The following is a 24,608-nucleotide window of genomic DNA, read 5'->3' as shown; positions in this document are numbered from 1 at the left end:
GCGTTAAGAGAGATTGACGCGGCATTCGGCCTTTAGCGGTCGCCAGTCTCCGACGCGGGATATTTCACAACAGGCCATTTCACTTTGCGAAGCGACGCCATCAGTTCGGGAGAGGCATTCAGATTGGCTTGGACGAGCGCGCTTGGCGTCAGCGCCATCCACTGGTTAAGCGAGACGTCGGAGAAATGCGCGGCTTTGAAAATCTCCAAGTACCAGATCGTCTCTTCGCCGGTATTCTGAATATAGTGGCCGAGCGCGCGAGGGACGTAACCGACATCGCCTGCCCGATAATCGAACGTGCGCGCCGTCCCATTGCCCGCGAATACCGTCATCCGGCCTTGGCCGGTCAAGTAATATTGCCACTCGTCGCTGTTCGGATGCCAATGCAGCTCCCGCATCGCCCCGGGCTTGATCTCGACGAGAGCCGCCGCGATCGCGATGGAGGCGGGGAAGTTGGACGAATCGACGATGCGAACACTGCCGCCGGGCGTAACGAGCGGCTCCTGCGCGAGCAGGCGGTGCTTGAACGATCGCGGGATGGTGCCATACGGGGAGGTTACAGCTTGGCTCTCGATCGGCCCGGGCACTGCGCTAGGGAAGATATAGACTTGATCCTTCGGGATGGCATCGAACGCGAGCTCGGGCACGCCGAAATTAGCGGCCAGCACGTCTTTGAGCGTGTGGGCGAACCAGTCCGAGATCGAGAGCGTGTTCAGATCCGAGAAGGCGCCGTCGTCGAACACGAGCAGGAACTCGCAGCCTTCATCCAGCGCTTGAATCGAGTGGGGAAGTCCCGGAGGGAAGTACCACAGATCGCCAGGTCCGACGTCGGCGATGAAGTTGCGCCCGTCCTGGTCAATGGCGGTAATACGGGCGCATCCCCAAATCATATAAGACCATTCCGCCTGCTGGTGCCAGTGCAGTTCGCGGACCCCGCCGGGGGTCAAGCTCATATTAACGCCGGCCATCTCCTTGGCGACCGGCAGCTCGCGGACGGTGATTTCCCGGGACCAGCCGCCTTGATTCAACTGCATATGCGTATCGGAGAAAGACATCTTCAGATTGGGCAGCAGTCCGGCGTCCGTTACGGGAGGGACAAGCATGTCGGGATTCTCGATATCGCGCATGATGTCGCGCGGACCTTTGTCCGGACCGCCGGCGCCGTCCTTGCGGATCGGCTGCGGAATGGGCCAGCTTGCGCTTTTACTTTCATTCGATCGATGATGCATTCGGGTTTACCTCCTGTTGCGCGCTTAGGCGCGTCGATTGCCATGTAGAGAGATATGAGGAACGGCGTGGCCAATATGTGCCGGGCAAATATTGACAGGCAACTGAATGAAATGATATAAAAATAGTGGACTGGCACTCGACGTTCGAGAGTGCTAACGAAGGTTGACCAATCGATATCCAACAGTATGGAGGAGAAGCAGGGTATGGAGAAAAAGCAGTTTCAGGCCGAGTCCAAACGATTGTTGGACATGATGATTCACTCCATTTACACGCAGAAGGAAATTTTCCTGCGGGAACTCATTTCCAACGCGAGCGACGCCATCGACAAAATTTATTATTTGGCGCTAACCGATCCGAACCTCACGTTCGATAAAGACAGTTATTACATTCAAATAACCGCGGATAAAGAGAACCGCACCCTGACGATTCGAGACACCGGCATCGGCATGACGCAGGAAGAGATGGAGAACAATCTGGGCGTCATCGCCAAGAGCGGCTCGCTTGCGTTCAAGAAGGAGAACGAAGCGAAGGACGGTCACGATATTATCGGCCAATTCGGCGTCGGCTTCTATTCGGCGTTCATGGCCGCGGACGTCGTCACCGTCGTCAGCAAGTCGCTGACAGGCGGACAAGCGTACAAGTGGGAATCGGCGGGCGCGGACGGCTACACGATCGAGCCATGGGAGAAGGACGCCGTCGGCACGGAGATCACGCTCAAGATCAAAGCGAACACCGAAGACGAGAGCTATGACGAATTTCTTGAAGAATACCGCCTGAAGGCGATCATCAAGAAATACTCCGACTTCATTCGCTACCCGATCAAGATGAATGTGACGAGCCGCCGTCTGAAGGAAGGCAGCGAGGACGAATACGAGGATTACACGGAAGAGCAGCGCGTCAACAGCATGGTGCCGATCTGGCGCAAAAACAAAAACGAGCTGACGAACGAGGATTACGAGTCGTTCTACAACGAGAAGCGCTACGGCTTCGACAAGCCGCTCAAGCATGTCCACCTGCATGTGGACGGCGCGGTCGTCTACCAGGCGATCCTGTACATTCCGGAGAACACGCCGTTCGACTTCTATACGAAGGAATACGAGAAGGGGCTGGAGCTGTACGCGAACGGCGTCCTGATCATGAACAAATGCGGCGACCTGCTCCCGGACCACTTCAGCTTCGTCAAAGGGATGGTCGACTCCGAGAGCCTCTCGCTGAACATCTCGCGCGAAATGCTGCAGCACGATCGCCAGCTGAAGCTGATCGCCAAGAACATCGCGAGCAAAATCAAGGGCGCGCTCCAGAGCCTGCTCAAGGACGAGCGCGAGAAATACGAGCAATTCTACAAGTCGTTCGGCCGCCAGCTGAAGTTCGGCGTGTACAACGACTATGGCGCCAACAAGGAAGCGCTGCAGGACCTGCTGCTGTTCACTTCCTCCCAGGAGAAGCAGCTCGTGACGCTGGACGAATACGTCTCCCGCATGCCGGAAGAGCAGAAGTATATCTACTATGCGACCGGCGAGACGAACGAGCGGATCGAGAAGCTGCCGCAGACCGAGATGGTGGCGGACAAAGGCTACGAGATTCTCTACTTCACCGACGATATCGACGAATTCGCGATCAAGATGCTCATGTCTTACAAGGACAAGGAGTTCCGCAGCGTCTCGAGCGGCGACCTCGGTATCGAGGAAGAGAACAAGCAGGAAGACGAGGAGCTGGCGAAAGCTAACGCCGAGCTATTCGACTACATGAAGTCCCAGCTGACGGGCAAAGTGACGAACGTACGCGCGTCCAAGCGGCTTCGCAGCCATCCGGTCTGTCTGACGTCGCAGGGCGAAGTGTCGATCGAGATGGAGAAAATCTTGCGCGCCATGCCGAACAGCGGCGGCGTCTCGGCCGATAAAGTACTGGAGATCAACATCAACCATGAGGTTTTCCAGTCGCTGAAGTCGGCGTTCGAGAATGATAAGGAGAAGCTGAACCTGTATACGGCGCTGCTCTACAGTCAAGCGCTGCTTATTGAAGGACTTCCGCTTCAGGATCCGGTCGAGTTCACGAACGATATTTGCAAAATCATGGTATAGCCGTTCCGCCTAAATAAAGTCAAGACGCCCCTGTTTCGGCCGCAACGGCCATGCAGGGGCGTCTTTTGGTAGATGCCTCGCAGACGGATTATTCCATCGGCGTATGAATTAGCTGAGCGGAGAGCAGCATGCGCTCGACCATGACGGCCGTCTCCGCGCGGGTTAAGCTGCGGTCTGGCTGTACTTTGCCGGCTGCGCCTTTCATGATGCCGAACTTGACGCCGAGCGCGGTAGCGGTGCGCGACCAGAAGCCGAGTTTGTCGGCATCGGCGAACGAAGCGAGCACCGTGCGCGTCTGGGCATCGGTCATCGCGGTATCCAGCCCGGCGACCGTCATCGCTTTGGCAAGGATCACCATCGCTTCCGCACGCGTAATGCTGGCATTAGGTTTGAAGGAACGATCGGCGAAGCCGCTCACTAGTCCGCGATCGACCGCGATCGAGACCGCTTCCGCGTACCTGTCTTCCGCTTTCAGGTCGGTGAATGCGGCCGTTGCGCTCGCCTGGTTGAGTCCTAACGCACGAACGACGATGGAGGTGAACTCCGCGCGCGAAATAGGGGCATTCGGATAGAAACGGCTGCTGTTAACGCCATCCACGATCAGCCGATCCGCCATGTTCTTGATGCTCGATTGCGCCCAATGTCCCGCGGTATCCGTGAATATCCGATCATGGGCAATAACAGCGTAAACGCTGTTACTCATGCTGCGGATGATCGCGTAGTAGACGCCGTCTTTCTTCACCATTCGCGTCGGAACGTGGAAGGGACTGCCGTCTCTTCCGATGACGACGCCGGTTTTGATCGTAGCCGGATCAATGCCTGCCGGGATCGCAATGGACCGCTCAACATACGAGTTGAATTGCTTAACTTCGATCGATTTCCCTTGATAGACAGCGGTCACATGAAACTCGATGCCAGGCGTTATGGTGACGATCGTACTGTTCCCGCTCGGAGCAAAGACGATCTGGTCCTGAGGTATTTTGGCTACCTCAATACGGAATGTAATGTCCTTCGGGTCGGCACCGGATCCCAGCTTTGCAAGCACGCCGGCCAAGTCAAGCTGCTGGGCCGCCAGCGTATACGAGGCGTCAGGCGTCTGGAGCACGAACGCGGCTTGCTTGTTGCCGAGCTGACCAATCATGCGGCCATCGAGTGATAGCGTTACTTGATTCGACTGGTGCCGTACCGGGAACGTCAAGAACGTGTTCAACGGAAGCGTTGGCAGCAAGGTGTCTATTTTGGCGGGATCTAGCGTAATAGCCGTCTTTTTGACACCGTTGTCGAACGTGATTTTGCCGCTGCCATATGGCTTCAAATCTTGATTAAGCCGGATTTCCTCCGGATTGCCGGGATCCGTCGGGGTGCTAGTCGAGTCGATCGTAAACGTAACGGTCGTCTTGTTGCCTGCGCGATCCGTGACGATCAGCGTATGGCTGCCTAGACTGCTGACCGCCGTTCCGCTTACGAACGGGTTATTGTCCAGCGTGGCGGTCCCCTCGTTGAACGTTATCGTACGGGCGCTTGTATAGCTGGCTTTGTCCTGCACGCCAGTCACGACCGGCGGCGTCGTGTCCAGCGTGATCGCGTCGTTGACGGCGTCGGAGACATTCCCGGCTTTGTCGGTGAAGCGGACATGCACGGTCTTCTCGCCGTCGCCTGCCGGGAGCGCGATCGATTTCGAAGCCGCTACCGGCTCCTGCGCGCTCCAGGTCGTGCCGTCGGTAGAGAATTGCATCTGGGTCACGCCGGATGCGGCAGCGCCGCCCGGGTCATTCGATGCGAGCGTCAAGCGGACCTCGGCTGTATTGGTCTGGTCTGCGCCTTCGTTGATGCTTACGCTGCCGGTAGGTTTCACCGTATCGACGAAGAACGTGATCGTCGACGCATTGCCGGCCGCGTCGGTGACGACGAGGGTGTGGCTGCCCTCGCCGCCGGCCGCCGAGCCGCTTGCGAACGCGCTTCCGTCAAGCTTTGCAGTACCTTCATCGAAGGTGATTGTAGGCGCGGCCTTGTACAGTCCGTTGTTAGCGGCCCCCGTAATAACCGGACCCGTTGTGTCCAGCGTGATCGCATCGGAGACGTCGTCGGAGACATTCCCGGCTTTGTCGGTGAAGCGGACATGCACGGTCTTCTCGCCGTCTCCTGCCGGGAGCGTGATCGATTTCGAAGCCGCTACCGGTTCCTGCGCGCTCCAGGTCGTGCCGCCGTCGGTGGAGAATTGCATCTGCGTCACGCCGGATGCGGCGGCGCCGCCCGGGTCATTCGATGCGAGCGTCAAGCGGACCTCGGCTGTGTTGGTCTGGTCTGCGCCTTCGTTGATGCTTACGCTGCCGGTAGGTTTCACCGTATCGACGAAGAACGTGATCGTCGACGCATTGCCGGCCGCGTCGGTGACGACGAGGGTGTGGCTGCCCTCGCCGCCGGCCGCCGAGCCGCTTGCGAACGCGCTTCCGTCAAGCTTTGCGGTGCCCTCATCGAATGTGATTGTAGGCGCGGCCTTGTACAGTCCGTTGTTAGCGGCCCCCGTAATAACCGGACCCGTTGTGTCCAGCGTGATCGCATCGAAGACGGCGTCGGAGACGTTACCGGCTTTGTCGGTGAAGCGGACATGCACGATCTTCTCGCCGTCGCCTGCCGGGAGAGCGAGCGATTTCGAAGCCGCTACCGGTTCCTGCGCGCTCCAGGTCGTGCCGCCGTCGGTGGAGAATTGCATCTGCGTCACGCCGGATGCGGCAGCGCCGCCCGGATCGCTGGACGTGATGGCAAGGTTAACTTGCGTGCTGCCAGTGGCAGCAGCGCCATCATTAATCTTCACCGTGCCGGTCGGCTTCGTTTTGTCGATCGTGAATGCAACGGTGGTTTGGTTGCCGGCGGCATCGGTCACGATCAGCGTGCTGGCTCCTTCAGCCGAGGCGGTGCCGCCGGATGCGAACGGGGCTCCGTTCAACGTGGCGGTGCCGTCCGTGAAGGTGATCGTGCGGTCGGCATTGTAAACGGCTCCGCTCGAGACGCCTGTCACCGCGGGCGGCGCGGTGTCCAGCGTAATCGTATCGGAGTAGACGGGGGAATAATCCGAACCGTCATACAGCCGCATATAGACCGTCTTCGTCCCATCGCCTGCTTGCAGCGTCCAGAACGCGGATGTTCCGAGCGGCTGAGGGCTGCTCCAGGTCGTGCCGTCATTCGAGAAGGCAGCCTGCAGGGAATCGCCATCGGCATCCGCGCCGGTTATGTTCAGCGTGACGGTTGTCTTGTTCGTGGCGACCGCGTTGTTCTCGACGCTGATCGACCCTGTCGGCGCTTGATTGACGGAAGTGGTTACGGAAAGTTCGGCAGGCTTGCCGCTCTCCCGCGCGGCGACCGATATGCGGGAGTTGATATTCGGCGTCTCCGTCCCGGTCAAGACGAGCGTGACCATGTTATCGGAATGATCGCGCAAATTCACGTTTGCCTTGACGATCTCCGTCACGTCGATCGTAATGTAGGCGCCGTCCGGGAACGGCCCGCTGTACACCTTATAGTTGCCAGGACTAGTGTTCGCGCTGTCATAGACGGGGAGGGTCGGCGAAGTATCGCTTAGATCGTTGTTGGCGGACCCCCATACCTTGATCGTTTGGGCGGGATTGCCGGAATCGTAATTCACGAACAGCTTTAGCGTAGCTTGGGAGACGGTTCCGCTTATGGAACTCAAGTCGAACCGAATGGCCGAGTTCTCGATCAAATCCAAGCCATCGCCGGGGTTGTACAGCCTGCCGATATACATCTCCGGATCTGTTCCGTACATGTCCCCGTGCTCTTCGTTGGTGTCGCCAGCCGCGAAGAATGTGGCTTGCGCCGATGCCGCGCCGGCCGCTTGAGGCTGGGCGAAAGACTGGCTTGCGCCGAGCACCATGACGGTAAGCAGCCCAATCGTAGACTTCCTCATGACAATCCTCCTTTTACGAAATGAATCGCACAAGGCGAAACGGCTATCGCCGTCTTTGAGCGGCAGGGCGCGTTTCGTTCCCGTGAAATACAACATGATTTATAGGCGTGAAATTTGTGAATTCTTGTATTTTAAAAAAAGCAGCCTGCTTCCACATGGGAGCCAGGCTGCGATGAAGAGTACGGTTAGTCCCGCGGCGGGAATACGCCTTCTAAAGCAATGATGAAGCTTACAGCTAAATAGGGCTGCATATTATTGTGCGGCTGGCTGCCGCCGTTCGGCAAGATCGATAGTGCGCTCATCGGCTGATTGGCTTCCGCCGCGTAAGCGGGAGGACCGTTTCGTCCGGTTGTCTTCGTCCATATGGCGTTGGTCGGATCGGCGACGCCGTTCGAGGCGGTTTGGCTGGCGGGAGCGTGCGCATGCAGCGGCATCTGGGACGTGTTGAGGGTGATGTTGGGCGCGCCTCCCAAAGCGCCGATCGGACGATTCGTGAGCCCGGGACCTTGCCCTTGATGCATGGGAGCGCGGCCTCGCAGATCGGGCAGCGCGAACGTCGTTTTGCCATCTCCGCCATATTGCGTGCCCAATAGCGAGAACAATGCGGTATTCAGGCGGATGGGTAGGATGCTTCCGTCGCAGAATGCCCATCCTCGAGGCGGGAAGTTGCCCGCGAACATGCGAATTTCGCCCACATATGGATCCATGAAGCCCCTCCTAGTTCCGTGAAGGAAAAATACCGTTGATTGCAATGCAGAAATTGACGACAGTGTAAGGCTGCATGTTCTCGTGCGGCTGGCTGCCGCCCGCAATGCCCAGTGCGGCGGCATTCATTGTCGTATTCGCGCTCGCGGCGTATGTATTCGCGGCGGGTTTGCCCCAGACGTTGCCCTGTGCTTGACTCGATGAAGCGCCGGCTGAATTGCCGCTTGCCTGATGTGTATGCGAAGGCATCTCCTGAATGGTCAGCGTATGCGCCTCTTCGCCGGCCCTTTGGCCAAGCGCAATCCCGCTGCCGGCATGAACCGGCGCACGGCCCTGTAAATTCGGCAGGGCGAAGGTTGAGATGCCGTCGCCTCCGTACGTCGTGCCGAGGATGGCGAATAACGCCTGATTCTGATTAATTGCGAGCAGCTGACCGCTGCACGGCAACCAGCCTCGAGGCGCATAATTCAGGGCGAACATGCGGATTTCGCCCAAGAATGGTTGGGACATAGCAGAGACCTCCTTAACGGGATAGGGGCAATCAACTGTGAGGAGGGTACACGCCCTCGAGCGCGATGATGAAGCTGACCGGCAAGTAGGGCATCATGTTGTCGTGCGGCAGATTGCCGCCAACGGCCGAGATCGCGGAAGCGTTCATGCTGCCGCTCGGCGCGCCGTTCACATACGGATTCAAGTTCGGACTTAATCCCCATACATTGCCTGCCGGGTCTGCGCTTTCGCTTAACGCGTTGCTCGCCTGGACGATATGGCTATGCGCGGGAAGCTGACGGGAGGTCAGCGTTACCGCCTCTGTGCCGCCGAGCTGGCCCAGAATATAGGACGAGCCCGTCGAGGGATTCGTGCCGGCATGCAGCGGAATTCTGCCGCGCAGATCGGGCAGGGCGAACGTATTTTGCCCATCGCCGCCGTAAGTCGTCCCGATTAACGAGAACAGGACGTCGAACTGCGAAATCGCCAGAAGCCGGCCATCGCAGAACGCCCAGCCAGAAGGCGGGAAATTGCCGGCGAACATGCGGATCTCGCCTATGTATTGCTCGCTCATCTTGCTTGCTCCTTTCCAATAAAGACGGATTCGGATGCCTCGCCATCTATTAGCAGACGGCAGTACGGCCCATGACGAAGACTGGGCGGTCATTAAGAACAAGCGCGATTGGGTGGTGTGACGGATCATTAGACAGGTATTCGGAATGGAGTCGCTTCTAGCGCCGGCTGTCCGATCAGCCGGGTAACATGCCGCGATTACGAAAGGCTGTACAGCAGGGAAATGTCGATGAGGCGGGTAAGTTTGGGGAATACGGTAAACCGGTTGTCTTCGGGCGCGCTCGGCAGTCTTGATGATGATGAAACGATCCATCCCGAATCTAGCGAAGTCGCGCCAGCGGTTCACGTTGCTTCTTAGATTTATCATGAAAGCGCTTCGATGTCAATTGCTGTTAAAAACCCGGATTAAACGGGAGTAGCGGCGTAAAATCGGCCGCCGTTCATGTTATTTCCCGTTGTGATGGTTTATGCCGCCCAGGCAGCAAAACAGCCCCGGATACGCGATGAGCGGCGTACCGGAGCTTTTGATGTGCAGGTTATTCATGATAAGATGACCGTATTTAAATCTTTGGCAGCTGGTTGGCGGTCAAGCAGTCTCAAGCCGTCTAGAGTGCCTGTCGGTCGAGCGGCGGCGGGTCCCAACCGGGGAGGCGTCTTACGTTCGCCTGTGCGTGGCGAATGGCCTCGAGAAACGCCTGCGTGGTCCGGATTCGGTCATTGGCTTGGTTAATTTGTTCATGATGCTTGACAATCGCCTCTCTGTTGCGTTGAAGCAGCTCGTCCACTTTTTGCGAAGTTGCCATGCTCTTGAAGGCAGGCGGATCGAATTGGCCTTGTCCCGTGATTTCCTTGTGAACCGTGAAGTGTTCTGCCATGTTGAAAGCCTCCTAGAATACGAGTTCGAATGGCGACGGACGACGGGTTGCCTATCGAGCAGATCTAATTTTCAAGCGCGATTTGCGCTGTTGTCGTGAGGTTTATATACCCATAGCGCTCGAGTTTGAATCAGTAGACAAAGAAAAATAAATACAACGTGAAGGAATGAGGAAAATGGACAATAAATTATGGGTGATTCTGCTGCTGATCGTGGCAGCGGTGTGGCTGGGCCGCAGCATATATCGGAAGAGAAGCGGGATTGCAGGAGCGATGAACGGACTTCGAAAGCTGGCGGACCAAGAGCGGAGAGGCATGAGCGCGGCGTCCGATTTGCCGGAGTGGGAGAGATGTCTGGCCCTGCTTGATCGGCATCGGCATCCGAGCGAATTCAATCAATTGAATATGGAAATTGGCGTCGTGGAAGCCTTCGTGTTCTTCTTGATGCGTCATTTTCCGGAGGATGAGCGAATTAGCCGTCTGCGGGAAGAAGCGGCGTACCGGAAAGATACGGTCATGGGGTTCAAGGTGAATCGGATGTAGCCGCTCCTCCAGGAAGTTTTGCAGGTTTCGGTATTGCGCGTTGGCGAATGATTGCTTTATAATAAACATATGAGCACTTGTTCATATATCATTATGTGCAGTTTTGGAAAACTAACGGTAATCCGGTTGGAGGTAGCTGCATGAAACATTCGAATCCAGATGCGCATCGACACGAAGACCATGAAACCTGTGGTCATGACGGCCACGAGCACAATCACGAGCATGACGATCACAATCACGGCCACGAGCATGACGACCACGGTGACGACCATCATCACCACCATGGACCTGGTCATCATCACCACGGGCCCAATAATAAAGCAGGACTTGCGATCGCCTTCGGCATCACCTCTGCGATCATGGTTCTCGAATTCGCGGGCGGTCTGCTGACGAACAGCTTGGCGCTGTTATCCGATTCGGGCCACATGCTTAGCGATGCGGCGGCGCTGCTCCTCAGCCTGACTGCGTTGTGGCTGGCGGCGCGTCCTGCGACGGCAAGGCGTTCGTTCGGCTTTTACCGCTTCGAAATTTTGGCGGCTCTCTTCAATGGGGCGGCGCTGTTCTTCATTGCCGGCATCATTATTTGGGAAGCGGCTGGCCGTTTCGTCGAACCGCCTGCGGTGCAGAGCGGATCGATGATGCTTATCGCGCTGGTTGGTTTGCTTGCCAATCTCGCGAGCGCATGGTTCCTGATGCGCAAAGGCGACGTGAAAGATAACATCAACGTCCGCAGCGCTTACCTGCATGTATTGGGCGATGCGCTCGGATCGGTCGGCGCGATTGCGGCCGGACTGCTGATGTATTTCTTCTCCTGGTATGCCGCCGACCCGATTATCAGCGTCGTCGTTGCTCTCCTTATTCTCAAGAGCGCTTGGGGCGTGATCAAGTGGGCCGTCCACATTCTGATGGAGGGCACGCCGCAGGCCGTCGACGCGGATCAGGTCAAGCTGGCGCTGCTGGCGATCGAAGGCGTTCAAGACGTGCACGATTTGCATATTTGGACGATTACTTCCGGCATGGACTCGCTCAGCTGCCATCTGCGCGTGCAGGACGCCGCAGACGAGCAGCGTATTCTGCAGCTGGCGATCAGCCGGATCGCCAAGCAGTTCCGGATCGATCATACCGCGATCCAGATCGAGAAGTCCGGTATCGCGCACCCCGCCTGCAAATCTAGCATCGTGTGAGAACGAACAAAGCCGCATGCCCCAAAGGGGATGCGGCTTTGTTGCGATACCCTGACGCCTGGCGTGAGGGTCAAAGCTGTCAGGTTAAGGAAAAGGGGGAGGGCAACAGACGGCTAACCGCCGAGCAGCTTAAGCAGGAGAATGCCGGCCAAGGTCGTAAGCACCCCGGTCGTCTCCAGCTTCGTGAACCGCTCGCGCACGTAGAAGCGGGTGTACGCAAGTACGAACAGGACGTTGCTCGCCACGACGGCGGATACTAGCCCTGCTTTGCCAAGGTCGAAGGCGGTCATGATCAGCACCATGCCGACCGCGTTCGTGATGCCGATCGCCATGCCGACGAGAAAGGCGCGGCGGTCCGGCCATGGGACAGGGGGCGCCACCGTACCTTCGGTGGCGCTGCGCTCTACCTCACGATGCGAAGAATGGCCGGCCGCGGCTTCGTGACTGGCGACGGCCGCTTCTTGGCGCGGCATGCGTTCGCGTCTTCGTTCGATCCATCGCCATGTGCCGAAACAGAGTGTCCCGGTGAGGAACATGAGGAAGAGCGTCGCGAAGAGCGGCGCTTCTTCGAGCTGCGTCCATTTGGAGGAAAGGTCGTTGCATGCGAACATCGCGAGGGCGAGCAGTCCCCACTGCGCGCCTTGAAGATTGCGCAGCGTAATCTCGTTGGAATAGCGGACGAGCAGCACGCCCAAGATGATGACGAGAAAGGCGGCGAGCTGCGGCGCGTCGAGCGACTCGCCCCAAATCGCCAGCGCGCCGATGGCGACGAGCACGGCGGGCAATGCGGTAATAATCGCAACAACGGAAGCTTTGCCGACTTTGAATCCTTGGAACATGCTCGCGTTGGCGGCAAACGAGAAGAGGCCCATTTGCACCCCGATCCAAGCGCTTGCATTCCACTGCCGTTCGATCAGGATGGCGCATGTCAGGCTGACCAGGGCGCCCATGAAGAACGTTCCGCAGAGCAGCGCGTTGCGGCTAAGCGGCTGCTGGCTCGTCCAGTGGTAGAAGATGCCCCGGAGCCCGAAGCTGACCGACGCTAGTAAGGAGAATAGAAGCCACATTTCGCGAATAACGTCCTCGCTTTCGTCATTTGTGGGACAGCCTTGCTAGTTAGACTCAGTATACTAGCAAATAGGGGACATGGATATGATTTGCTTCGGCAGGAGGATTGTTCCATCCTTAAGCTGGATGCTATACTGTCGCTGCGCCAACATTATCCATGTACGGGGAGGCAAGATGAATGACGGCAACGACAGGGGAAAGCACGGTTTATACGCATCGGGAGCTGGCGGTATCCTGTTACAATGCGGTGTGGAAGTATCTGGACAAGAAGGACCGCTCCGCCGATGATGAAGAGACGATGGTGCATCTTTGCCATAGTTCCTTCTGGCACTGGACGCAGGTGGAGACGGTAACCAAGCAGAATTATTCCATCGGCTATTGGCAGCTTGCGCGCGTGCATGCCGTCATTGGCGAAGGCGAGACAGCGCTCCGCTATGCCGACCGATGCGTGGCCGTCGGACATGAAGCGGAACTTGCCCCTTTCTATATCGGTTACGGCTATGAGGCGCGGGCTCGCGCTTATCGGGTGCTGCGCATGCCGGAGGAAGCGGATGCAGCTCGGCGAGAGGCCTTGGCGTATGCCGGTCTTGTCGCCGACGAAGAGCACCAATCTTGGCTGCTGAAAGACCTGGAAATACTCGCATAACCTGTAGAAGACCCTACATCCGCCATTTGGCTTTCGATGCAGGGTCTTTGCGTTTGAGCCCGGAACCATTCCGAGCGTACCTGATTTGAACCAGCCCTCCTTGCGGAACCAGCCGTACATGCCGAGGCCAAGGCTGGACGGGTTCCCATTTTAACACAGGCATTTCGGCGGCATCGGCGGGGCAATGTCAAATTCTCATATAATCTGGCCTAAATATCCGGTTGCGGACAATGCGGCTTTCTGTGAAGATAACGATATCAGCAAATAACGACAGCTAATGTCCAATACAGAAGAATCGTGGTGCATATCCCAAGATGAAACCCAAGACGCCGATCGTCAAGCTCGGCTTGACCATGAGCCCCCGCGTCTGGCTGAATGCCAGAATCGACCTGGGTGCGACATGTTTGTTCAGCTTATTCAACGTCGTGCTCAACCAGTTCTACGTCGCCTTCGCCATCCAGCAGGGGGCCAGCCACGCGCAGGTCGGCATCTTGACGGCCGCGCCCGCCGTCGGCTTGATCTTCTCCCCGCTCTGGGCGAACTGGATCGAGAAGCGCAACCGGCCGCTGCCGTTCGTCATCCTGCCGAACCTGCTCGGCCGGCTATTGTTATTCTTCCCCGCGTTGTTCGCATCGCCGTCCGTATACGTGGCGGTCGCGATTGCCTTTCAATTGCTGATGGGCATACAAGCGCCGGCCTACGCGTCGCTCGTCTCGCGGATGTATCCTGCCGATGTGCGCGGCCGGCTCATGGGTTACGTGCGCGTCGCCATGGGGCTGCTCATGATCCCGCTTGCATACGTCGTCGGCAGCTGGGCGGATGCATCGGGGCCGTCGGGGCCGCTAATCGCGGCGTCGATCGCCGGCACCGCATCGATCATCTTGTTCCGCGGCTTGCGGATTCAGAAGCAGAGGCCCAAGCCGCAGGCAGATATTCGCAAATTCTCGCTGAAGGATCAATGGGCGCTCGTGCGCGGCAATCGCAGGCTGGCCGTCTTCTTGGGCGCGACGACGTTCGCCGGGTTCGGCAATATGATGGCAAGTCCGCTGTACCAAATCATTCAGGTCGACGTGCTAGACTTGTCGAACGTGCAGATCGGGTTTGCCCGGATGGCTTATTATTGCGGCTTGCTCGTCACGTTCCTGATCGCGGGTTACATGATCGACCGGTTCGATATCAAATACACGCTTATGTGCGGCATCGGGGCTTATGCGATCGTGCCGGCCCTGTATGGGCTATGGGGCACCTACTCCGCTGTCATTATCGGCAATGGCATTCAAGGCATCGGCGAAGCGATCTGGGATATCGGCATTCTATCCTTCGTCTTCCGGCTTGCGCCAGGGCGCGAGGCCGCCGTCTTCGGCGTTCACCTGATGCTGTTCGGCTTCCGCGGGTCGATTGGACCGCTGCTGAGCACGACGGTGCTGCAGGACATGCCGCTGAACGCGCTGCTGCTCTCCGCGGCGGCGTGCGGCGCGATCGGCACGGCGATGTTCGTGCTCGGGAACCGAAAACCGGCGGGTTTGCGGCACAGGCCGGATTTATCCGCATAACGATAACACGCATATATGAAAGCGTTCGGCCAAGCGCCGGAGGAGGTCGGCAATGACGCTCTTCCGGCGTTTGTTGGCGTTGACGGCTCGCTTTCGTCTTCGCATCCCGCCGCCCTGCTGTGGTATTCTAAGGCGGAGTTAAGTGCGAGGCACGAACCTTGGGAGGGTTAGTACGGATGAAACATCTATTGATCGCGGATGACGACGCGCATATTCGCGTCTTGCTGCGCCAAGTACTGACGCGGGAAGGTTATCGGTTGACGGAGGCCCGGGATGGGGAGGAAGCGGCGGCGATGCTCCGTCAGCAGCTATTCGATCTGGCGATTCTCGACGTCATGATGCCGAGGATGGACGGGCTTGCGCTGTGCGAGCATATCCGGGAGCAGTATGACTTGCCCATCATCATGCTGACGGCCAGAGACCAGCTGTCGGACAAGGAGCAGGCGTTCCTTCGGGGTACGGACGACTACGTGACGAAGCCATTCGAGCCCGAGGAGCTGCTATACCGCATCAAAGCGCTGTTCAGGCGTTATTCGCGCGCATCGAGCGACCGCATTCAGCTTGGCCAGGTCGTGATCGACCGGCAAAATTACGAAGTGACGGCAGGGGGAGAGACGCTGCTTCTTCCGATGAAAGAATTCGAGCTGTTAGCGCAGCTGGCGCAATATCCCGGGAGACTGTTCGCTCGGGAAGAGCTGATCCGCCTTATATGGGGCGTCGATTACGAAGGGGATGAACGCACCGTCGACGTGCATATCAAACGACTGCGTCAGCGGTTCGCCGATTACGCGGACGATTTCACGATCCAGACAGTGCGGGGCATTGGCTACAAAGTCGAGGTGAAGAGCCGGTGAGGTCGCTGTACGCGCGTGTATTTCTCATTACGTTGGCTACTATCTTGGTCAGCAGCTTGCTAGGCTTCCTCGTGTCGAATATGTATTATCATGCGAAGCTGAAGCCGTTCAACGATCGGAAGCTGGTCGGCATTGCCGAACAGATGGCCTCGTTCATCGAAGCGCGCCCGGAGACGATGGAGATGTATCTAACCAATGCGGCGTCCTTGGGCTATGAGATTCTGGTCGTGGACGAGCAGGGGAAGGAGCGCTACTACGGCAGGGCGTTCCGGGAACGCGATTTGACCGAGGAAGCGAAGAGGGGCGTCTTGGCGGGCGAGATCTATCACGGCGTCGCGCGCTTCCCGAACAAGCCGTTCGTCTCGGGCTTCTTCGACAACGCTTCCAGCAATACGGTGGGCATCCCGCTTGCGACGGGGGCGTCCCGCCAGGCATTGTTCATGCGTCCGGACGTGCTGCTGCAGTTCGGGGAACTGCGCAGTTTCTTCGCCATGATCGGACTGCTCGCCGTCGTCTTTAGCATCCTTGTTTTTCTGGCGAGCACCCGTTATCTCGTCAGGCCGATTACCCGGCTCAGCGAGGCGACCAAGCGAATTGCGCAAGGTCACTACCAGTTGAGACTGCCGACGAAGCGGCGCGACGAGATCGGGCAGCTGGCCGGGCATTTCATGACGATGAGCCGGGAGCTCGAGCGGGCTGAAGCGGCGCGTCAGCAGTTCGTCGCGAACGTTTCGCACGAAATCCAATCGCCGTTAACGTCGATTCAAGGGTTCGCGCAAGTACTGGCAGATCGGAGCCTGCCGGCAGACGAACGTGAACGATTCGCTGCGATTATCGCCCGGGAAAGCCGTCAACTGTCACAACTAAGCAAACAGCTGCTGCTGCTTACTTCCTTGGAACAGGGCGGGGAAGCGATGCGGCGGCAGAAGTTCAGCTTGCGCGCGCAGCTCCGGCAGACGGCGCAGCTGCTGGAGTGGCAGCTGGAGGAGAAGGAGCTTGCGCTCAAGCTGGCCGTGCCGGAGGGAATCGAGATCGAAGGCGACGAGGTGCTGTTGATGCAAGTATGGATGAACTTGATCGGCAACGCGATCCGCCATATACCGGCTGGCCGTTCGATCGAGATTCGCGCGGAGCAAGAGGGCGAGCGGGTCGTCGTGCGCGTCTCCGACACGGGCGATGGGATCGATGAAGCGCATCTGCCGTTTCTGTTCGACCGCTTCTATCGGGCCGACCGCGCAAGGGAGCGGGAGTCCGGCAGCGCGGGACTCGGATTGTCGATCGTGAAGAAGATCGTTCAGCTTCATGGAGGAACGATCGACGTGGAGAGCAGGCCGGGTCAAGGGACGACTTTCACGGTCGAATTGTAACGAATCGTTCATACGCCGTTCATGTTCGCTTCCTACACTAAGGGCAGCAAACGAGGAGGGATGCGAACATGTTTTTGGCGATAAGAGAAATTCGGCATGCGAAGGCGAGGTACGCATTGATCGCGCTGATCATGCTGCTGGTGTCGTTCCTGGTGCTGTTCGTGACGGGACTGGCGCGCGGGTTGGCCTATGATAATGCGGCTTCGATTCAAAATATGAAAGCGACGCATTTCGTGCTGCAGGAGCAGTCGGAGCATCGTCTGGCGAGGTCCGCGGTGGGGATCAAGGAGCTGGACGCGGCGCAAGCGGCGGTCGGAGACACGCGGGCGACCCCGCTGGCGATCCGAATGTCGGCGGTGACGGTGGAGGGATCGCCAAGCAAGATCGATGCGGCGCTGCTGGCCGTCGATATGGACGGATGGTTGGCGCCGAGCGTGGCGGAAGGCCGCGCGATAACAGGCGATGCGGCTCTGACCGTCCTAGTGGACCGCAAGCTGGCGGATACGGGGGCGAAAGTCGGCGGAGCCATCGTGGATGTCGCGAGCGGCATGCGGCTTACGATCGCCGGCTTCGTGGATGGCGAGTCGTTCAGCCACGCGCCGGCCGTGTTCATGAGCCTGAACGATTGGACCGCCATGCAGTCGCGAACGTCCCATGCGGCAGCGTCTCCATCGGACGCTTCGTACAATGCGATCGCGGTCCAAGCGAGCGGCGATCAGCTCCAGGCGCTTCGGGATGCGCTACCGGACGCCGAGATTATTGCCAAGACGGATGCGGTCTCGGCGATTCCGGGTTACCAAGAGGAGCAGGGATCGCTCCTGATGATGATCGTCTTCCTGTTCGTCATCGCGGCGTTCGTGCTGGCCGTATTCTTTTATGTAATCACGCTTCAGAAGACCGGGCAGTTCGGCGTCCTGAAAGCGATCGGGACACGCACGGCCTATCTGGCCGGCAGCGTTATCGGCCAAGTGCTGCTGCTGGCGATCGGAAGCCTGACGGTAAGCGCGCTGCTTATCCTGCTGGCGAAAGCGTTACTCCCCGCGAGCTTGCCGTTCCGGTTGGAGACGGGCACGCTGCTGCTGACCTGCTTGCTATTCCTCGGCATGGCGGCCGCGGGCTCCCTATTATCTGTCGCGAAAGTCGCGCGAACGGATGCGCTGACCGCGATCGGGAGGGCTGCGGCATGAGCAGGCAATCACGACTATCGATGAGAAGCGTTACGCAAACGTTCGCGGACGGCGGGGCGGTCATCACGGTGCTGGACCAATTATCGCTCGAGGTAAGCGAAGGCGAGCTGGTCGCCGTCATGGGACCTTCGGGTTCGGGCAAGAGCACGTTCCTGTCCATCGCGGGCGCGCTGCTTGCGCCGACGAGCGGCGAAGTGCGCATCGACGGCGAATCGTTCGCGGGGAAGAGCCCGCTCGAGCTGGCCGAGCTGCGGCTGAACAAGATCGGGTTTATTTTTCAGAGCGCGAATTTAATTCCGTATCTATACGTCAGGGAGCAGCTGATGCTCGTGGCCAAGCTGGCAGGGATGGAGAAGCGCAAGGCGGAACGCCGCGCGTCGACACTGCTGGAGCAGCTCGGGTTATCTCATCGCGCCGACTACTATCCGGAGAAACTATCCGGCGGGGAACGTCAGCGCGTCGCCATCGCGCGGGCATGGATGAATGATCCGGCCGTGCTCTTCGCGGATGAGCCGACGGCTAGCCTGGATGCGGCGCGCGGGAAGGACGTCGTGCGGATGATCGCCGAGCGGACGAAGGCGGAGCGCAAAAGCGCGGTCATGGTCACGCATGACGATCGCGTCCTGTCCTTCTGCGACCGCGTGCTCTATATGAAGGACGGGCGTTTGGTCGCCCAATAGACTGTCCCTCCATTAGAGGTCCGTCATCTTAAATGCTGCTTCTGGTATAATATTTGGACAGGATCTTCGACAGGTCATGATCCGAACGACTACGGACAAGGAGTGGAAGGGTATGAGCACAGTCACGCCGTTTCTGATGTTTCAAGGCCAGGCGGAGAAAGCGATGAACGCTTATGTATCGCTCATCGAAGGAAGCGAAATCAAGCGGATAACCCGTTACGGACCAAATGAAGCCGGCCCGGAGGGCAGCGTCATGCAGGCGACCTTCTCGTTAAAGGGTCAGGAGATCATGTGCATCGACAGCAATATCGAACACGCCTTCACTTTTACGCCTTCCTTCTCGCTCTTTATCGCCTGCGACACCGAGCAGGAGCTGGACAAGCTTTACGCCGGTCTGTCGAAAGACGGGAAAGAACTGATGCCGCTCGGCGACTACGGCTTCAGCAAGAAATTCGGGTGGCTTGTCGACCGATTCGGCGTTTCCTGGCAGCTCAATTTGCCTCATGATTGAGGAAATATGACAACGCGCTTTTCTCCGCCCAAGAGGCAATCCCGGCGCGTCCGCGGCATAAGCTCTCCTATGGACGAACTCATAAGGGGAGGCAACGCGGATGGATGTGAAACTTTACACGCTGCAGACGCTTCAGGAAACGGCGATCTGGCGGGAGGCGTTCCAGAAAGGCGGCATCGACCGACCGATCGGCTATTATGCCGAGTGCTTCGAAGCTTGCCGCGGCGGCGCGCGGATCACCGTGCTGGCTGAAGCCGATGGACGGATCGCAGGATGCGGGCATCTGGTGAAGGAATCGCAGTACGCCCCGTTCCGGGAGGCGGGCATCCCGGAAGTGAACGATTTGAACGTGCTGCCGGAGTATCGGCGCCGCGGGATTGGCGACAAGCTGCTTGTCGAGCTGGAGGCGATCGCTTCGCGCAGTTACGCGTCGATCGGCATTGGCGTCGGATTGTATGCGGATTACGGTCCGGCGCAGCGACTCTATGCCAGACGAGGCTATGTGCCGGATGGAAGAGGTCTGTGTTACGGGGGCGAGACGGTTCAACCAGGTGGACTCGTACGAGCGGATGACGATCTGACGTTGTATTTAACCAAGGCACTCAACGTGAAGTAATAAGCGGGTGCGCATAGCGTGGCGAGAAGCCTGGAGTGCTCTACATTGCGCATTCCAGGCTATTCATGTTGCCGGCACGAGATTTGACCGCGTACGCGTGACCGAGCATTCATGTGCCGTGGGTGGCGCCGTGCGCCGGGAAGCGAGCGCGATGCGGGGCAACCCGACTCCGCTACGGGCGGGCAAATCCGAACAAAATGTAACATTTTTCCTTACCATCTCGTTTAAGTAGAGTCATCTGTTGATTGGAAAGGAGAATGATATGTTTACGAGTCGATTTACGTTTGTCATCGCCAGCTTTATCGTAGGGTTGTCGTTCATCGTCGGATGCTTCGTGCTGAGAACGGGGGAATCTCCGCTCGTGCAGACGTCCGGCGGGGAGAAAGCGGTAATGACGCTTGGCGAAGCGGCAGCGGCGCTGAATATGACCGAGGCGCAGGTGAAGCAGATCATCAGCGAGGAGGAACAAGATCTGGCGAGCGACCGGATGAAGCTGCCCTACTTCAATTTGAATAACGATCTCTTCTTTAGCCGCGCGGGTCTCCGGGCATGGATCGAAGCGGCTGCGGGCGAGCGGCGCCATTATACGGTTAAAGCGATCGATTAACGAGGCAGCTCGGACAGTGCTCAGTATAGATGTTTAATGGCCGATACGCCCAGCGCCGTGTTGTTCCAGAGTAATTCTTCGATCTTCTCTCGGTCGCGCTCCTCGCACCGGATCATGAGCACAACCTCGCTCGTGATGGCTTTCGCGCCGTTTTTTGATTTGCGCAGCAGGAGCATTTTGAGTCCGAAGCCGATCGCGACGCCGGACAAGACGCCAATTAAGCCCCACCATATCGGACCCCAAGCCAGCTCGTACCCGTATACCGCGCCGAGCAGCATTAGGCAGGTTCCGAGAATGGCCGCTGCATCCATCGTGCTGAAGCCGTCCGCACTGTGGATCGTGTCGAACAGCTTGCGCGGCTCCGTCCGCTTATCCAGCGGCACGGCCAGAATATGCTCATTCGTCAGCCCTTTCTCCGTAAGCGCGGACAGCGCAAGCTCCAGGAAGATGGACTGCTCGAAGGTTGCGATGATATACACCGGATGGGCACCTCATTTGAACGGCATTTTGAACGCAGCCGATTGAAAATGGTTTCGCAGGTAATAGGATTGCTCTTTCTCGAACAGCTTGTTCTGCTCGACGCAGGAGATGTAAGCATCATAGAAGATAAAACAGTAGATGGACGGCAAATACATCAACCACTGCATGTCGACCGATTTGGTCGCCGCAGCCGTCTGCCCGGTCAAGCTGAAGTGGACAGCCACAAGCAAGTGGGAGAAATAAATGACTGCCGTCGTATAGCCGAAGAAGAACAACCCGGAAATCACCTTGTGAACATACAAATGGCCGAGTCCGGGCATGATGGCCGACCAAGCGAGCGCGACCCAAGGCTTGCGTTTGTCCATATAATTCATGTCCCAAGGACCGATACGCGTGGCGACCATAGGGGCGTCTTCGCGGTCGGCGAGCAGATAGAGCTTGTTGATGTCGACGGTGGTCCGGTAGCCGTCCCAGATCGCGTACATATAGATGCCAAGATACGCAATCAGCCAATTCTGATCAAGCGCGTGTTTGGCTAATTCGAATTTTCCTTGCAGCGAATACATGATTCCCGTATTAACATGCGCTTTATTGTTAATGAAGATCTCCCAGAGTATAAGGATGAACGCCTTCGTATAACGCTGCAGCAGCAAGTTGGCGAAGCCCGGGTAAGAGAAAGCGAAGAAAGCAACGACCCATGGATTGCGCAAGTGCAGTTGGTTGGTCGTGAAGGGCGATATGTGTGCTCTTGGGCGTCTTGCGGTCGTTGGGGGCATGTCGGATACTCCTTTCGGCAGCGGGTCGATGCTACTCAGGTTTTACATAAACCGACTGGGATATTCCAAGTAAGCCCAACGTTTCCAAGTCCCATTGTCCATTGGCAAGCAGGATGTTAAATTGAGGAAATAAAGGGGGCGAGGACGTATGGAACGAATTGCGCGAATCAGAGAAGCGGAGAAGCTGTATCACGACGAGCTGTTCCAGGAATTCCGCTTGTTCGAAGCGGGCACGTGGATGAGCAAGCCTGTCGGAATGGTCATGGAGCTGCTGGATGAGCTGCCCGAACGCGACAATATTCAGGTGTTGGATCTAGGCTGCGGCCCGGGCCGGCACAGCATACCGATCGCGCGGCGCATTAGCGGAAGCGGCGGTCTTGTTACGGGCGTCGATCTGTTGGAATCCGCGATTGCCAAACAGGAAGAATACAGCCGGGAATTCGGAGTCGAACGGTGTATACTCGGCGTGCGGTGCGAGATTGAGGCGTTCCGGATCGAAGCGGAAGCCTATGATTACATCATCGCGATATCCAGCCTGGAGCATCTTCCTTCGGAGGAGGCATTGGCAAGCAAGCTTGCGGAGATGGCGGCTGGCACGAAGCAAGGCGGCGTGAACTGTCTGTTCGTCAATACGTCGATCACCGAGACGGTCATGGACACGGGGGAGCTGGTCACGCCGATGTTCGAGCTGAATATGACCAAAGCCCGGCTGCATGATATGTTGGCCGGCCCGTATGCCGGTTGGCAGGTGCTGACGGATGTGAGCAAGCCGCTTACATTCCCGATTGATCGCGGCGGTCGGCAGGTCGAGCTGGCTTCGGATTGCGTAACTTTCGCGGTTCGCAAGCCGTAATCCGATCATGTGCGACAATCAGCAGCTGTGGATAGGACCGATGCCATATTGGCGTCGGTCCTATTTTCATTCGGCGTGATTTTTTGCTTGATTTCCAAAAAATCGTATATGTTCACATTAATATGGAATACTATCTCAGAAAATAAGTTAATAAGCCGGACAAAAGTTGAATCTACCGAGTTGACGGCATATACTAGTAGATGTTACGATGTTCGATATCTTACTAATCTAGTAGGAATAGAGGGAGAACTCCCGTAGACAACAAAGGAGAGAATAGCATGATGAAGAAACGCAATTACGTGCTGCTGATGCTGACAGTCATCCTGACGATGGCGCTGACGGCATGCGGGGCGAAGAACGAGTCTAATAATTCCAAAGCAGGCAGCGGCACGACGAATACTGGCGCCGAGGCGACGCTGCTCGATACGATCAAGAAGGAAGGCAAAATCCGCTTCGGTACCGAAGGCACCTACGCGCCGTTCACGTTCCACGACAACGGCGGCGAATTGACAGGCTTCGACGTGGAGCTGGCCCGCGAAGTGGCCAAGCGTCTCGGCGTGGAAGCGGAATTCGTCGAGACCAAATGGGACGGCATGTTCGCGGGCATCGATGCGAAGCGCTTCGACGTCGTCGCCAACGAAGTGTCCATTAACGAAGAGCGCCAAGCGAAATACGATTTCTCCGATCCGTACATCGTCTCCAAGGCGGTGCTGATCGTGCATGAGGATAACACCGATATCAAGTCGCTTGCCGATCTGAAAGGCAAGAAGTCCGGCCAGTCGCTCACGAGCAACCTGACGCAGATCGCCAAGGACAACGGCGCGGAAATCGTACAGACCGACGGCTTCAATCAAGCGATCGAGCTGCTGATCTCGAAGCGGATCGACGCGACGATCAACGACGGCCTGTCGTTCCTGGACTTCAAGAAGCAGAAGCCGGAAGCGCCGATCAAAATCGTGGACGAGACCGACAATGCTTCGCAAAGCGCATTCTTGTTCAACAAAGGCAATCCCGAACTCGTGCAAGCGGTCAACGAAGCATTGAAGGCGATGAAGGACGACGGCACGTACTTGGCCATCTCCGAGAAATATTTCGGCGCCGACGTCTCCAAATAACAGGCGTTCGATATGAGTGATCAATCGACCAGATTGTGGAACATCTTCGTGGATTCGTTCCTGCCCCTGCTGAAAGCAGGGGTCCTTTTTACGATTCCGCTCACGCTGATTTCGTTCGCGCTCGGATTGATCGTCGCCCTGCTGACCGCGCTGGCGAGGTTGTCCGATATCCGGATCTTATCCGGCATAGCGCGCTTCTACGTGTGGATTTTCCGGGGAACGCCGCTGCTTGTGCAGCTGTTCATCATTTTCTTTGGGCTTGCCCATGTCGGCATCATCATCGATCCATTCCCGGCCGCGGTCATCGGCTTTACGCTGAACGTCGGCGCCTACAATTCGGAAGTAATTCGCGCCGCCATCCTGTCGGTGCACAAAGGGCAGTGGGAAGCAGGCTTTTCGCTCGGCATGACGCGGGTGCAGACGCTGCGCCGGGTCGTGCTGCCGCAGGCGGCGCGCGTCGCCGTCCCGCCGCTGTCCAATTCGTTCATCAGTCTCGTCAAGGATACGTCCTTGGCGGCAAGCATCGCGCTCACGGAGCTGTTCGGCAAGGCGCAGCAGTTTACGGCGACCTATTACGAGCCGCTCTTGCTCTACTCGGAAGCCGCGCTCATCTACTTGATGTTCAGCACGGTGCTCTCATTCTTGCAAGCAAGGCTGGAGCGGCGGTTCGACCGTTATTCGGCCAGATAGAG

The 24,608-nt window shown here is 57.7% G+C and carries 24 protein-coding genes; 15 read left to right on the top strand and 9 right to left on the bottom strand.

The window, feature by feature from the left end:
* Positions 1-32 precede the first annotated feature (32 nt).
* Entirely contained in the window at positions 33-1,229 is a 1,197-nt protein-coding gene (locus ACFFSY_RS28635; protein ID WP_377500641.1) for an oxalate decarboxylase family bicupin, read from the bottom strand.
* Between the two features lie 204 nt (positions 1,230-1,433).
* Here ACFFSY_RS28635 and htpG point away from each other — a divergent pair, with 204 nt between their 5' ends.
* Positions 1,434-3,311 (top strand): molecular chaperone HtpG, encoded by a 1,878-nt coding sequence (gene htpG, locus ACFFSY_RS28630; protein ID WP_377500639.1) that lies wholly within the window; start codon positions 1,434-1,436, stop codon positions 3,309-3,311.
* 88 nt (positions 3,312-3,399) lie between these two features.
* On the opposite strand, the gene ACFFSY_RS28625 is transcribed toward htpG, so the two are convergent.
* From ACFFSY_RS28625 to ACFFSY_RS28605, 5 genes are all read right to left on the bottom strand, one after another.
* Entirely contained in the window at positions 3,400-7,236 is a 3,837-nt protein-coding gene (locus ACFFSY_RS28625; RefSeq protein WP_377500637.1) for an S-layer homology domain-containing protein, read from the bottom strand.
* 185 nt (positions 7,237-7,421) lie between these two features.
* The gene (locus tag ACFFSY_RS28620; RefSeq protein WP_377500635.1) at positions 7,422-7,943 is read right to left on the bottom strand and encodes a phage tail protein; all 522 of its coding nucleotides are present in this window, start codon (positions 7,941-7,943) and stop codon (positions 7,422-7,424) included.
* A 10-nt stretch (positions 7,944-7,953) separates the two neighbouring features.
* The gene (locus ACFFSY_RS28615) at positions 7,954-8,451 is read right to left on the bottom strand and encodes a phage tail protein (protein WP_377500633.1); all 498 of its coding nucleotides are present in this window, start codon (positions 8,449-8,451) and stop codon (positions 7,954-7,956) included.
* A gap of 31 nt (positions 8,452-8,482) precedes the next feature.
* Positions 8,483-9,004 carry a phage tail protein gene (locus ACFFSY_RS28610; protein WP_377500631.1) on the bottom strand — a complete coding sequence of 174 codons (522 nt, stop codon included), beginning with the start codon at positions 9,002-9,004 and terminating at the stop codon, positions 8,483-8,485.
* Positions 9,005-9,608: 604 nt separating this feature from the next.
* Complete coding sequence (locus ACFFSY_RS28605; protein WP_377500629.1) at positions 9,609-9,878, bottom strand: hypothetical protein; 270 nt, start codon at positions 9,876-9,878, stop codon at positions 9,609-9,611.
* A gap of 175 nt (positions 9,879-10,053) precedes the next feature.
* On the opposite strand from ACFFSY_RS28605, the gene ACFFSY_RS28600 reads away from it, so the two are divergent.
* Together ACFFSY_RS28600 and ACFFSY_RS28595 are read left to right on the top strand one after the other, a co-directional pair.
* On the top strand, positions 10,054-10,419 hold the full coding sequence (locus tag ACFFSY_RS28600; RefSeq protein WP_377500627.1) for a hypothetical protein: 366 nt from the start codon (positions 10,054-10,056) through the stop codon (positions 10,417-10,419).
* A gap of 140 nt (positions 10,420-10,559) precedes the next feature.
* Positions 10,560-11,603: a cation diffusion facilitator family transporter gene (locus ACFFSY_RS28595; RefSeq protein WP_377500625.1), complete on the top strand. Its 1,044-nt coding sequence runs from the start codon at positions 10,560-10,562 to the stop codon at positions 11,601-11,603.
* Positions 11,604-11,716: 113 nt separating this feature from the next.
* Here ACFFSY_RS28595 and ACFFSY_RS28590 read toward each other — a convergent pair whose 3' ends face one another.
* A complete protein-coding gene (locus tag ACFFSY_RS28590) occupies positions 11,717-12,670 on the bottom strand; it encodes an EamA family transporter (protein ID WP_377500623.1) in 954 nt (317 codons plus the stop codon).
* A gap of 179 nt (positions 12,671-12,849) precedes the next feature.
* Here ACFFSY_RS28590 and ACFFSY_RS28585 point away from each other — a divergent pair, with 179 nt between their 5' ends.
* The 9 genes from ACFFSY_RS28585 to ACFFSY_RS28545 all read left to right on the top strand — a co-directional run bounded on the left by ACFFSY_RS28585 (position 12,850) and on the right by ACFFSY_RS28545 (position 20,692).
* Positions 12,850-13,317 (top strand): hypothetical protein, encoded by a 468-nt coding sequence (locus ACFFSY_RS28585; RefSeq protein ID WP_377500621.1) that lies wholly within the window; start codon positions 12,850-12,852, stop codon positions 13,315-13,317.
* A 314-nt stretch (positions 13,318-13,631) separates the two neighbouring features.
* The gene (locus ACFFSY_RS28580; RefSeq protein ID WP_377500619.1) at positions 13,632-14,870 is read left to right on the top strand and encodes an MFS transporter; all 1,239 of its coding nucleotides are present in this window, start codon (positions 13,632-13,634) and stop codon (positions 14,868-14,870) included.
* Between the two features lie 176 nt (positions 14,871-15,046).
* Positions 15,047-15,724 carry a response regulator transcription factor gene (locus ACFFSY_RS28575; RefSeq protein WP_377500617.1) on the top strand — a complete coding sequence of 226 codons (678 nt, stop codon included), beginning with the start codon at positions 15,047-15,049 and terminating at the stop codon, positions 15,722-15,724.
* Positions 15,721-17,091 (top strand): sensor histidine kinase, encoded by a 1,371-nt coding sequence (locus ACFFSY_RS28570; protein ID WP_377500615.1) that lies wholly within the window; start codon positions 15,721-15,723, stop codon positions 17,089-17,091. Before ACFFSY_RS28575 ends, ACFFSY_RS28570 begins: the two co-directional genes overlap by 4 nt.
* Before the next feature lie 68 nt (positions 17,092-17,159).
* A complete protein-coding gene (locus tag ACFFSY_RS28565) occupies positions 17,160-18,278 on the top strand; it encodes an FtsX-like permease family protein (protein WP_377500613.1) in 1,119 nt (372 codons plus the stop codon).
* A complete protein-coding gene (locus tag ACFFSY_RS28560) occupies positions 18,275-18,958 on the top strand; it encodes an ABC transporter ATP-binding protein (protein WP_377500611.1) in 684 nt (227 codons plus the stop codon). Before ACFFSY_RS28565 ends, ACFFSY_RS28560 begins: the two co-directional genes overlap by 4 nt.
* Positions 18,959-19,070: 112 nt before the next feature.
* Positions 19,071-19,469, top strand: a complete 399-nt coding sequence (locus ACFFSY_RS28555; protein ID WP_377500609.1) for a VOC family protein — start codon at positions 19,071-19,073, stop codon at positions 19,467-19,469.
* Between the two features lie 100 nt (positions 19,470-19,569).
* A complete protein-coding gene (locus tag ACFFSY_RS28550) occupies positions 19,570-20,085 on the top strand; it encodes a GNAT family N-acetyltransferase (RefSeq protein WP_377500607.1) in 516 nt (171 codons plus the stop codon).
* A gap of 262 nt (positions 20,086-20,347) precedes the next feature.
* Positions 20,348-20,692, top strand: coding sequence for a hypothetical protein (locus tag ACFFSY_RS28545; RefSeq protein ID WP_377500605.1), 345 nt, complete (start codon positions 20,348-20,350; stop codon positions 20,690-20,692).
* Positions 20,693-20,712: 20 nt separating this feature from the next.
* Here ACFFSY_RS28545 and ACFFSY_RS28540 read toward each other — a convergent pair whose 3' ends face one another.
* Both ACFFSY_RS28540 and ACFFSY_RS28535 read right to left on the bottom strand, forming a co-directional pair.
* A complete protein-coding gene (locus ACFFSY_RS28540) occupies positions 20,713-21,171 on the bottom strand; it encodes a hypothetical protein (protein WP_377500603.1) in 459 nt (152 codons plus the stop codon).
* A 12-nt stretch (positions 21,172-21,183) separates the two neighbouring features.
* The gene (locus ACFFSY_RS28535) at positions 21,184-21,948 is read right to left on the bottom strand and encodes a hypothetical protein (RefSeq protein ID WP_377500601.1); all 765 of its coding nucleotides are present in this window, start codon (positions 21,946-21,948) and stop codon (positions 21,184-21,186) included.
* A 148-nt stretch (positions 21,949-22,096) separates the two neighbouring features.
* Between ACFFSY_RS28535 and ACFFSY_RS28530 the strand changes: the two genes are divergently transcribed.
* From ACFFSY_RS28530 to ACFFSY_RS28520, 3 genes are all read left to right on the top strand, one after another.
* On the top strand, positions 22,097-22,801 hold the full coding sequence (locus ACFFSY_RS28530; RefSeq protein WP_377500599.1) for a class I SAM-dependent methyltransferase: 705 nt from the start codon (positions 22,097-22,099) through the stop codon (positions 22,799-22,801).
* A gap of 281 nt (positions 22,802-23,082) precedes the next feature.
* Entirely contained in the window at positions 23,083-23,916 is an 834-nt protein-coding gene (locus ACFFSY_RS28525) for an amino acid ABC transporter substrate-binding protein (RefSeq protein WP_377501542.1), read from the top strand.
* Positions 23,917-23,928: 12 nt separating this feature from the next.
* Entirely contained in the window at positions 23,929-24,606 is a 678-nt protein-coding gene (locus ACFFSY_RS28520; protein ID WP_377500597.1) for an amino acid ABC transporter permease, read from the top strand.
* Positions 24,607-24,608: the final 2 nt, after the last annotated feature.

Source organism: Paenibacillus aurantiacus, from assembly GCF_042431225.1.
In the GTDB taxonomy this organism is placed as follows: domain Bacteria; phylum Bacillota; class Bacilli; order Paenibacillales; family Paenibacillaceae; genus Paenibacillus_Z; species Paenibacillus_Z aurantiacus.
The sequence above is the reverse complement of the archived record's forward strand: the minus strand, read 5'-3'. Positions and strand labels throughout refer to the sequence as shown.

Coding starts and splice junctions, on each gene's coding strand:
- htpG (WP_377500639.1), top strand. CDS start 1,434: ATGGAGAAAAAGCAGTTTCAGGCCGAGTCCAAACGATTGTTGGACATG.
- ACFFSY_RS28525 (WP_377501542.1), top strand. CDS start 23,083: ATGAAGAAACGCAATTACGTGCTGCTGATGCTGACAGTCATCCTGACG.
- ACFFSY_RS28635 (WP_377500641.1), bottom strand. CDS start 1,229: ATGCATCATCGATCGAATGAAAGTAAAAGCGCAAGCTGGCCCATTCCG.
- ACFFSY_RS28595 (WP_377500625.1), top strand. CDS start 10,560: ATGAAACATTCGAATCCAGATGCGCATCGACACGAAGACCATGAAACC.
- ACFFSY_RS28580 (WP_377500619.1), top strand. CDS start 13,632: ATGAAACCCAAGACGCCGATCGTCAAGCTCGGCTTGACCATGAGCCCC.
- ACFFSY_RS28535 (WP_377500601.1), bottom strand. CDS start 21,948: ATGCCCCCAACGACCGCAAGACGCCCAAGAGCACACATATCGCCCTTC.
- ACFFSY_RS28625 (WP_377500637.1), bottom strand. CDS start 7,236: ATGAGGAAGTCTACGATTGGGCTGCTTACCGTCATGGTGCTCGGCGCA.
- ACFFSY_RS28560 (WP_377500611.1), top strand. CDS start 18,275: ATGAGCAGGCAATCACGACTATCGATGAGAAGCGTTACGCAAACGTTC.
- ACFFSY_RS28600 (WP_377500627.1), top strand. CDS start 10,054: ATGGACAATAAATTATGGGTGATTCTGCTGCTGATCGTGGCAGCGGTG.
- ACFFSY_RS28545 (WP_377500605.1), top strand. CDS start 20,348: ATGTTTACGAGTCGATTTACGTTTGTCATCGCCAGCTTTATCGTAGGG.
- ACFFSY_RS28590 (WP_377500623.1), bottom strand. CDS start 12,670: ATGTGGCTTCTATTCTCCTTACTAGCGTCGGTCAGCTTCGGGCTCCGG.
- ACFFSY_RS28530 (WP_377500599.1), top strand. CDS start 22,097: ATGGAACGAATTGCGCGAATCAGAGAAGCGGAGAAGCTGTATCACGAC.
- ACFFSY_RS28610 (WP_377500631.1), bottom strand. CDS start 9,004: ATGAGCGAGCAATACATAGGCGAGATCCGCATGTTCGCCGGCAATTTC.
- ACFFSY_RS28585 (WP_377500621.1), top strand. CDS start 12,850: ATGACGGCAACGACAGGGGAAAGCACGGTTTATACGCATCGGGAGCTG.
- ACFFSY_RS28620 (WP_377500635.1), bottom strand. CDS start 7,943: ATGGATCCATATGTGGGCGAAATTCGCATGTTCGCGGGCAACTTCCCG.
- ACFFSY_RS28605 (WP_377500629.1), bottom strand. CDS start 9,878: ATGGCAGAACACTTCACGGTTCACAAGGAAATCACGGGACAAGGCCAA.
- ACFFSY_RS28550 (WP_377500607.1), top strand. CDS start 19,570: ATGGATGTGAAACTTTACACGCTGCAGACGCTTCAGGAAACGGCGATC.
- ACFFSY_RS28555 (WP_377500609.1), top strand. CDS start 19,071: ATGAGCACAGTCACGCCGTTTCTGATGTTTCAAGGCCAGGCGGAGAAA.
- ACFFSY_RS28575 (WP_377500617.1), top strand. CDS start 15,047: ATGAAACATCTATTGATCGCGGATGACGACGCGCATATTCGCGTCTTG.
- ACFFSY_RS28520 (WP_377500597.1), top strand. CDS start 23,929: ATGAGTGATCAATCGACCAGATTGTGGAACATCTTCGTGGATTCGTTC.
- ACFFSY_RS28565 (WP_377500613.1), top strand. CDS start 17,160: ATGTTTTTGGCGATAAGAGAAATTCGGCATGCGAAGGCGAGGTACGCA.
- ACFFSY_RS28615 (WP_377500633.1), bottom strand. CDS start 8,451: ATGTCCCAACCATTCTTGGGCGAAATCCGCATGTTCGCCCTGAATTAT.